General features: G+C 68.9%; 7 protein-coding genes. 2 read left to right on the top strand and 5 right to left on the bottom strand.

The window, feature by feature from the left end; genetic code table 11:
• Nucleotides 1-9 precede the first annotated feature (9 nt).
• Nucleotides 10-996 (top strand): LysR family transcriptional regulator, encoded by a 987-nt coding sequence (locus HMPREF2924_RS03625; protein ID WP_003085384.1) that lies wholly within the window; start codon nt 10-12, stop codon nt 994-996.
• A gap of 71 nt (nt 997-1,067) precedes the next feature.
• The gene (locus HMPREF2924_RS03630; RefSeq protein ID WP_023094979.1) at nt 1,068-1,733 is read left to right on the top strand and encodes a helix-turn-helix transcriptional regulator; all 666 of its coding nucleotides are present in this window, start codon (nt 1,068-1,070) and stop codon (nt 1,731-1,733) included.
• Here HMPREF2924_RS03630 and HMPREF2924_RS03635 read toward each other — a convergent pair.
• The 5 genes from HMPREF2924_RS03635 to migA all read right to left on the bottom strand — a co-directional run.
• A complete protein-coding gene (locus HMPREF2924_RS03635; RefSeq protein WP_003134437.1) occupies nt 1,716-2,621 on the bottom strand; it encodes a sterol desaturase family protein in 906 nt (301 codons plus the stop codon). The two genes, HMPREF2924_RS03630 and HMPREF2924_RS03635, sit on opposite strands and share 18 nt — an antisense overlap.
• 78 nt (nt 2,622-2,699) lie before the next feature.
• Complete coding sequence (locus HMPREF2924_RS03640) at nt 2,700-4,016, bottom strand: citrate-proton symporter (RefSeq protein WP_023094978.1); 1,317 nt, start codon at nt 4,014-4,016, stop codon at nt 2,700-2,702.
• 70 nt (nt 4,017-4,086) lie between these two features.
• The gene (locus tag HMPREF2924_RS03645; protein WP_003134433.1) at nt 4,087-5,481 is read right to left on the bottom strand and encodes an amidase; all 1,395 of its coding nucleotides are present in this window, start codon (nt 5,479-5,481) and stop codon (nt 4,087-4,089) included.
• 126 nt (nt 5,482-5,607) lie between these two features.
• Entirely contained in the window at nt 5,608-6,228 is a 621-nt protein-coding gene (locus tag HMPREF2924_RS03650; RefSeq protein ID WP_003085401.1) for a CatB-related O-acetyltransferase, read from the bottom strand.
• 33 nt (nt 6,229-6,261) lie between these two features.
• On the bottom strand, nt 6,262-6,898 hold a 637-nt coding region (gene migA, locus HMPREF2924_RS03655), incomplete at its 5' end, for an alpha-1,6-rhamnosyltransferase (protein WP_070700351.1).

Consider the following 6,898-nt stretch of genomic DNA (forward strand, 5'->3'; position numbering starts at 1 on the left):
CGAGGAAGCATGGCCCTATCGGAGTCCGCCGGGCAGCGCCCGGCACTGCTCAGGCCCGCGCAGGGACGCGACGACCGTGCCTATTGGCACGAGCTGTTCGGCTCCCTGGAGGTGGTGCATTTCTTCCTGGTCACCGCCCGTTGCGGCTGTTTCATGCAGGCTGCGCGCAGCCTGGACGTCAAGCCGACGCTGCTGCGCAAGACCCTGGCCCGGCTCGAGGAGCGCCTCGGCCTGCATCTGTTCGTGCATGAGGGCAACGCCCTCTCGCTGACCCGCGAGGGCCGCATCGTCCAGGCCGCCGGGCAGCGCCTGGTCGAGGACAGCCAGAGCCACGCCGATCTTCACCGGCAACAGCCGCTGGTGCGCCTGGCGGTGGCCGAAAGCGTCCTGCACGATGTGCTCAGTCGCGAGCTGTGGGGCTACCTGCGCAAGAACGCCAACCTGCGCGTAGCCCTCGCCGAGTTGCGCGAGGGTTGGCCGGAAAGCGCAGGGCCGGCGGAGATCGCCATCTGGATCGCCGATCCGGGGCAGCCGCATCCGGCGATGGAAGGCCACTTCGCCGCACCGACGCGCATCGCCGAGCTGGAGTACCAGCCGCACATCGGCAAGCGCTATTCGCGCGAGCGCACGCGGCCGGCCAGCGAGGACGAGCTGGACGACTACCTGCTGGCGCAGCTCCACGGCCAGGCCGCCAGCGCCGCCTTGGCACCCTGGAACCGGCGGGTGGCGGCTCGCCAGTCGGGAGTGATCGAGGTACAGAGCCACGACCTGCTGCTACAGGCGATCCTCTGGGGCGCCTGCATCGGCCTGCTGCCGCATTACGCCGGACGCCTGGAGCGCAACCTGGCGGCGTTGCCGCAGGTCTTCGACGAGCCGATGCGGCGGGAAGTCTGGATGAGCGTGCAGCCGGAAGCGGAGAACCGCGTGGAGGTGCGTGCCTTGCTCGATCTGATCGAGCACGCCTTCGACGACCGGCGCGACTGGTTCGGACGCTGACCTTGCGGGCTTGACGGCGGTCGCCATAGCCGACACCGTTTCGCCACGGAACGGTTGACGGAAGGTACGCGATGACGGAGCGGCATTGGCAGGGCGAGGTCTGGCTGGCGCGGGACCACGCGCTGTTCGCCGGGGTCAACGGCGATACCCGCGAGCACGCTCACTATGCCCACCAGTTGCTGCTGGCGGAGACGCCGCTGCGGGTGCGCGTCGCTGGCCAGGTACTGGAGGCCCGGCGCTTGCTGGTGCCCTCGCTGCAAGCCCATCGCGTCGACGCGTCGCAGCCGTTGCTGGCGCTGTACGCCGAGCCGCTGGCGTTCGACAGCGACGACCTGCATCAGCTTCTCGAGGACGCTCCCGGCGAGCCCGAGGCGTTGCTGGGGCGGCTTGCGCGGCTGCCTCGTCGACGGCTCGACCGCCGCGTCGAAAAGGCCCTGGCGGCGCTCGACGAGCAACTCGCGGCGCGGGTCGAGGCGGAAAGACTGGCGCGCAGCGCCAGTCTTTCGCTGAGCCAACTGGAGCGGCTGTTCGCCGTCCAGGTCGGCCTGTCGGTGCGCCGCCTGGTGCTCTGGCGCCGCCTGTACCTGGCCTTCGCCCTGGCCTTGCAGGGGCGCAGCCTGACCGAGGCGGCCCATCACGCCGGCTTCGCCGACGCCGCGCACCTGTCGCGCAGCGTACGCAGCCTGCTCGGTATCCGCGCCGGCCTGTCGCTGCCGCACCTACGCCTGGCCGGCTGAACGCCCCAATCCTTCCGGCGGCTGTGGGACGTGCCTGCTGCGTGGCAGGTCGCGGAATGGCGCGAGCAACTGGCCGGCATAGTCGCGGGGATAGTCAGGCTGGTCGCCGATGCCCATGTCGGTGCTGTCCAGGCGGTAGTCGGGACGATGGAGGGCGGTGCCGAGCAGGCGGTCCCAGACGCTGAAGAACAGCGCGAAGTTGACGTCGCCGGCGCGCCCGTAGCGGATGTGGTGCAGGCGATGCAGCGGTGCCCAGGCGAACACATGGCGTAACCCGCCGATGCGCATGTCGACGTTGCTGTGTTGCAGCAGCAACTGGATGCCGATGGCGAAGGCGAGCAGCGCGGCGACCGTCTGCGGCACGCCGAGCAGCAACAGCGGCAGGGTGCCGCCGAGCGCTTCCAGGACCAGGTGCAGGGGATGTTTCATCAGACCGTTGAAACCGTACAGGCGCTGCACGCTATGGTGCACCGCGTGCAGCCGCCAAAGCAGCGCCGAACGGTGGCTGGCGTAGTGCACCAGGGTGATGCCGAGATCGGCCAGGACGATCGCCAGCAGCAGTTGCAGCCACAGCGGCCAGGCCTGCGGCCACACCGGCCAGAAGCCCAGGACTCCGGCCAGCAGTGGCAGGGCGAGGATGCCAAGTGCGTTCAGGCTTTCGTTGACCGACGCGTGCAGGACATCGCGCAGGCGGTCGGCGTGCGGCCGGTTCCAGCGTGGCTGGTAGGGCAGTCGTCGTTCGGCGAGAAAGGACAGGCCGAGCGCCCCGAGGAACAGGGCGACCAGCCAGGCGTGGGAAGCCTGGCGATAGCCGACCTGCCAGGTCGCCAGGCCGATGAAGCCGGACCAGAAGAGGGGCGCGTAGGCGTAGCGCAGGAAGAACTGCATGGTGGGACCTCCGGATGAATGAGGTCCCCAGCGTCGCCCGCGACAGGCCGGCGGCGCTTGAACGAACCGCGCAAGTTCTCAGTCGCGCAGCACCAGCGGCGCGCCTCCCATGTCCCCGCGACCCGGCCAGGTCTCGCGGGCCAGCCAGGCCCCAACCAGGCAGACCAGGTTGGCCAGCAGCAGGTAGCCCAGCGGCGACAGCGGATTGCCGGTGACGCCGATCAGCCAGGTCACCACGATCTGCGCGGTGCCGCCGAACGCGGCGACGCCGGTCGCATAGACCAGGGAAAAACCGGTGGAGCGCAGCGCCCGCGGGAAGCTTTCTACCAGTAGCACGATCAGCGCCGCGCCGCTCATGCCATGCAGGGCCGAGAGCAGGGCGAGGACGGTGAGGAAGACTGCCGGCTCGGGGTGACGGGTCATTGCCTGCAGTGCCGGGAACAGCACCGCGAGCAGCGCCAGGCGCGGCAGGATCAGCACGGCGCGGCGCCCGTAGCGGTCGCAGAGCACGCCGCCGAGCAACGCCGAGAGCGCCAGTGCGGCGCCGGCGACCAGCGTCGAGAGCATCGCGATGCCCGCCGGCAGGTGTAGCTCGGTAAGGGCGAAGGTGGTCATGTAGTTGAGGAAGTACTGGGTGATGGTGCTTCCGGAGAGGATCAGCAGGCCGAGCAGCAGGGCCCGCCGATGATTGCCGAACAACTCGCCGAGCAGGCTCCGGGTGCTGGCCTGGCGGCCGCGTCCGGAAAAGGTCTCGGCCAGGTTGAGGCGGATGTACAGGCCGATCGGCAGGACCAGCAGGCCGGCCGCGAAGGGAATCCGCCAGCCCCATTCCTGCAGTTGGCGCTCGTCGAGCCAGAGGGTGAGCAGGTAGCCCATCAGCCCGGCGGCGACCGCCGCGATGCCTTGCGCCACGACCTGCCAGCAGGCGTAGGTGCCGCGCTTGTGCGGCGGTGCCGCCTCGAGGATGTAGGTGGTCGCCGGCCCGGCCTCGCCGCCCCAGGCCAGGCCTTGCAGCAGGCGGGTCAACACCAGCAGCAGCGGCGCGGCCGGGCCGATGCTGTCGTAGCCGGGGAGCACCGCGATGCCGCCGGTGCCCAGCGCCATCAGGAACAGGGTAAGGAGCATCGCCGGCTTGCGCCCGGCGCGGTCGGCGTAGGCGCCGATAAGGATCGCGCCGAGGGGGCGGATGACGAAGCCGACGCCGAACGCGGTGACCGACAGGAGCAGGCTGACGAAGGCGCTGTCGGAGGGGAAGAAAGTCCGTCCGATCATCACCGCGAAGGTGGCATAGACCCCGAAGTCGAAGAATTCCACGGCGTTGCCAAGGACCACGGCAAAGACGCTGCGGCGGCTGGCCGGATCGGCGGCCGCCGGGGGACGGGTGGGGGAGCGCATGGCGAAGGCCCTCTCGGAGTGACGACTGAAACACTCAGGCCTGGAGCCGAGCGACGAGCGGCTGCCGGCTTCAGTCAGCCGGCGGCCGTGGCCAGCCGTGGATCGGACCGCGCCAGCCTTCGTAGGTCTTGCCGATGCGCAACAGCCAGGTATCGGCGAAGCGCGGCGCGACCAGTTGCAGGCCGATCGGCATGCCGGCGGCCGTGAAGCCGCAGTTTATCGAGAGCGCGGGCTGTTCGCCCATATTCCACGGCACGGTGAAGACGATGTGCTCGAACGGCCGCTGCGGATCGTTCAGCGGCGAGGCCCAGTCGGCGGGGAAGGCCTCGACCTGGTTGGTCGGCGTCAGCAGCAGGTCGATCTCGCCGAACAGCCGGGCGGCGCGCCGGCGCATCTCGAAGGTCTGGTTGAAACCGCGCACCGCATCGACCCCGCTGACCCGTGCGCCGCCCTCGGCCCAGGCGTGGACATAGGGCAGCACCCTGGCCCGCCGCGTCTCGTCGAGGAGCAGCAGTTCGCTCCACAGGCGGGCGCGCCAGAAGTCGTTCAGGCCGTCGAGCAGGCTCCGGTCCATCAGCGGTTCGACGATCCTGAGCTGGGCGCCGTGCTCCTCGAACAGCCGCGCCGCGGCCTCGATCGCGGCGCGGATTTCCGCGTCGGGCTGCAGGCCGCAGCCGGGGTCGAGTTGCAGGCCGACCCTCAGGCCGCGCACCGACAGCGGCTCGGCGCTCCAGTCCAGCACTTCCGGCGGCAGGCTGGTGGCGTCGCGGGCGTCGGGCTGCGCGAGGTAGCGCATCAGCAGCAGGCAGTCGTCCATGCAGCGGGTCATCGGACCGGCGCAGCGACCGGTGTAGTAAGGGTCGATGGGGATCCGCCCGAGGCTTGGCTTGAAGCCCACCAGGCCGCACCAGCCCGCCGGCAGTCGCACCGAGCCGCCGATGTCGGTGCCCAGGTGCAGCGGTCCGTAGCCGGCGGCGGCCGCCGCTGCCGCGCCCGAACTGGAGCCGCCGGTATTGTTGGCCAGGTTCCAGGGATTGCGGGTGACTCCGTGGAAGCTGGAGAGGCCGGATGAAAGCATGCCGAAGTCTGGAACCGTAGTCTTGGCCAGGACGATCGCGCCGGCTTCGCGCAGCCGAGCGGCCGGCGGCGCGTCGCAGGGCGCGGGTTGCAGGGCGGTGGCGGCGCTGCCCAATGGGATAGGTTCGCCAGCGGTGGCGATCAGCTCCTTGATGGTTACCGGCAGCCCGTCCAGCGGGCCTTTGGGCTGTCCCTTGCGCCAACGCTCGGTGGCCGCCGCGGCCTGTTCGCGAATCCGTTGCGGGTCGAAGCGATACAGCGCGTTGAGATGCGGTTCCCAGCGCTGGATGTGGGCCAGCAGATGCTCGTAGTACTCGCTGGGCGAGAGTTCCCGGCGGGCGAACAGTGCCAGCAGGCGGGTTCCCGGAAGGTCGTGCAGCGCGGTCATTCAAGCTCCCTCGAAGAACGGCCGCGGGCGTCAAGCGGCCGGCCTACCCGTTGTCGGGCGGCGATTCGAAACCAAGGTGTATCGGGGAGGTATAGCCCATGACCGGCGATCGTTCCCGCCGGGGAATCAGCCCTTGCGTTGCTCGATGTAGCGCAGGAAGGCTGTCATGTCGGTACTGCACAGGGTCCGGGCGACCTGCTTCACCTCGTCCACCGGCCAGTCCCACCAGGACGAAGCCAGCAGGGCTTCGCGGATGTCTTCCTCGAAGCGCCAGCGGATCTGCCGGGCCGGGTTGCCGCCGACGATGGCGAATGGCGGCACGTCGCGGGTCACCACCGCGCCGGCGGCGACTACCGCACCATGCCCGATGGTGACCCCGGAGAGGATCAGCGCGTTCGTGCAGATCCAACAGTCGCTACCGATGACCACGTCGCCGCGGGTCGTGGTGCTGTCAGGGATGTCGGCGACCTCATCGATCATCTTCGGGAAGGGGTAGGTGGTGAGCCAGTCGGTATGGTGCTCGCCGCCGAGGAGGATCTTCACGCCGGCAGCGATCGAGGTGTAGGCGCCGATCCTTAGGGTGGCCTTGTCGCCGAACTCGGTGACCTCCGGGATCCCGTAGGTGCCCACGCCGACCTCGTAATGTGGGTAGGCAAGACGGATCTTCTCCGGGGCCTTGAAGATCTTTTCCCAGCCACGGAAGTACTTCCGCTCTTTGCGTTTTTTCAGTTTTTCCAGGAATTTCATCGAATTACCTTGCCACCTTGGAGTCCGCGGGGCTCAGGTGGTCTCGTGATGGAGAAGGAAGCGCTTCAACCGGCGGAAGGTGGTGCGGTTCCACTGCCGCAGCGGCAGCGAGCGGAGCAGTTGCCAGGCATGCCGCTTGTCCGCGACCACGGCGTATTTCAGGGCCTTGTTGACCAGTTCCGTGCGGCCGCGCTCGTAGGCGGGATGCGACTGGTAGGGCTCGATGGTGCGCAGGTCGGCATCGAGCAGCACCTTGTAGCGCCGCGACAGGTTGTCGGGGTGGCGCCGGTAGCGAGTGACCAGCACCGGCAGCTTGTGGATCTGGTAGCCCTGGCTGGCGATGCGCAGGGTCATCTGGAAGTCCTGCACCTTGATCTCGGGATCGTAGAAGCCGGCTGCGCGCAGGGCCTCCATGCGGTACAGGGACACCGGGGCGCCGCAAACGTAGGCGTTGCCGAGCAGGTAGTCGAAGTCCAGCTGGCGGATGCGATTGCCGTTCTGCCGCTTGGTTTCCTGGCCTTCGCTGTCGATGTAGATCACCAGGGCGCCGACGCAGCCGACTTCCGAGTGCTGGTCGAGGTACGCGGCGCGCACGCTCAACGAGTGTGGCAGCATGATGTCGTCCAGGTCCGGCGTGGTGTTGCCGCTGACCGAAAACTGACCCAGTAGA

Source organism: Pseudomonas sp. HMSC063H08 (assembly GCF_001813645.1).
GTDB classification, from domain to species: domain Bacteria; phylum Pseudomonadota; class Gammaproteobacteria; order Pseudomonadales; family Pseudomonadaceae; genus Pseudomonas; species Pseudomonas aeruginosa.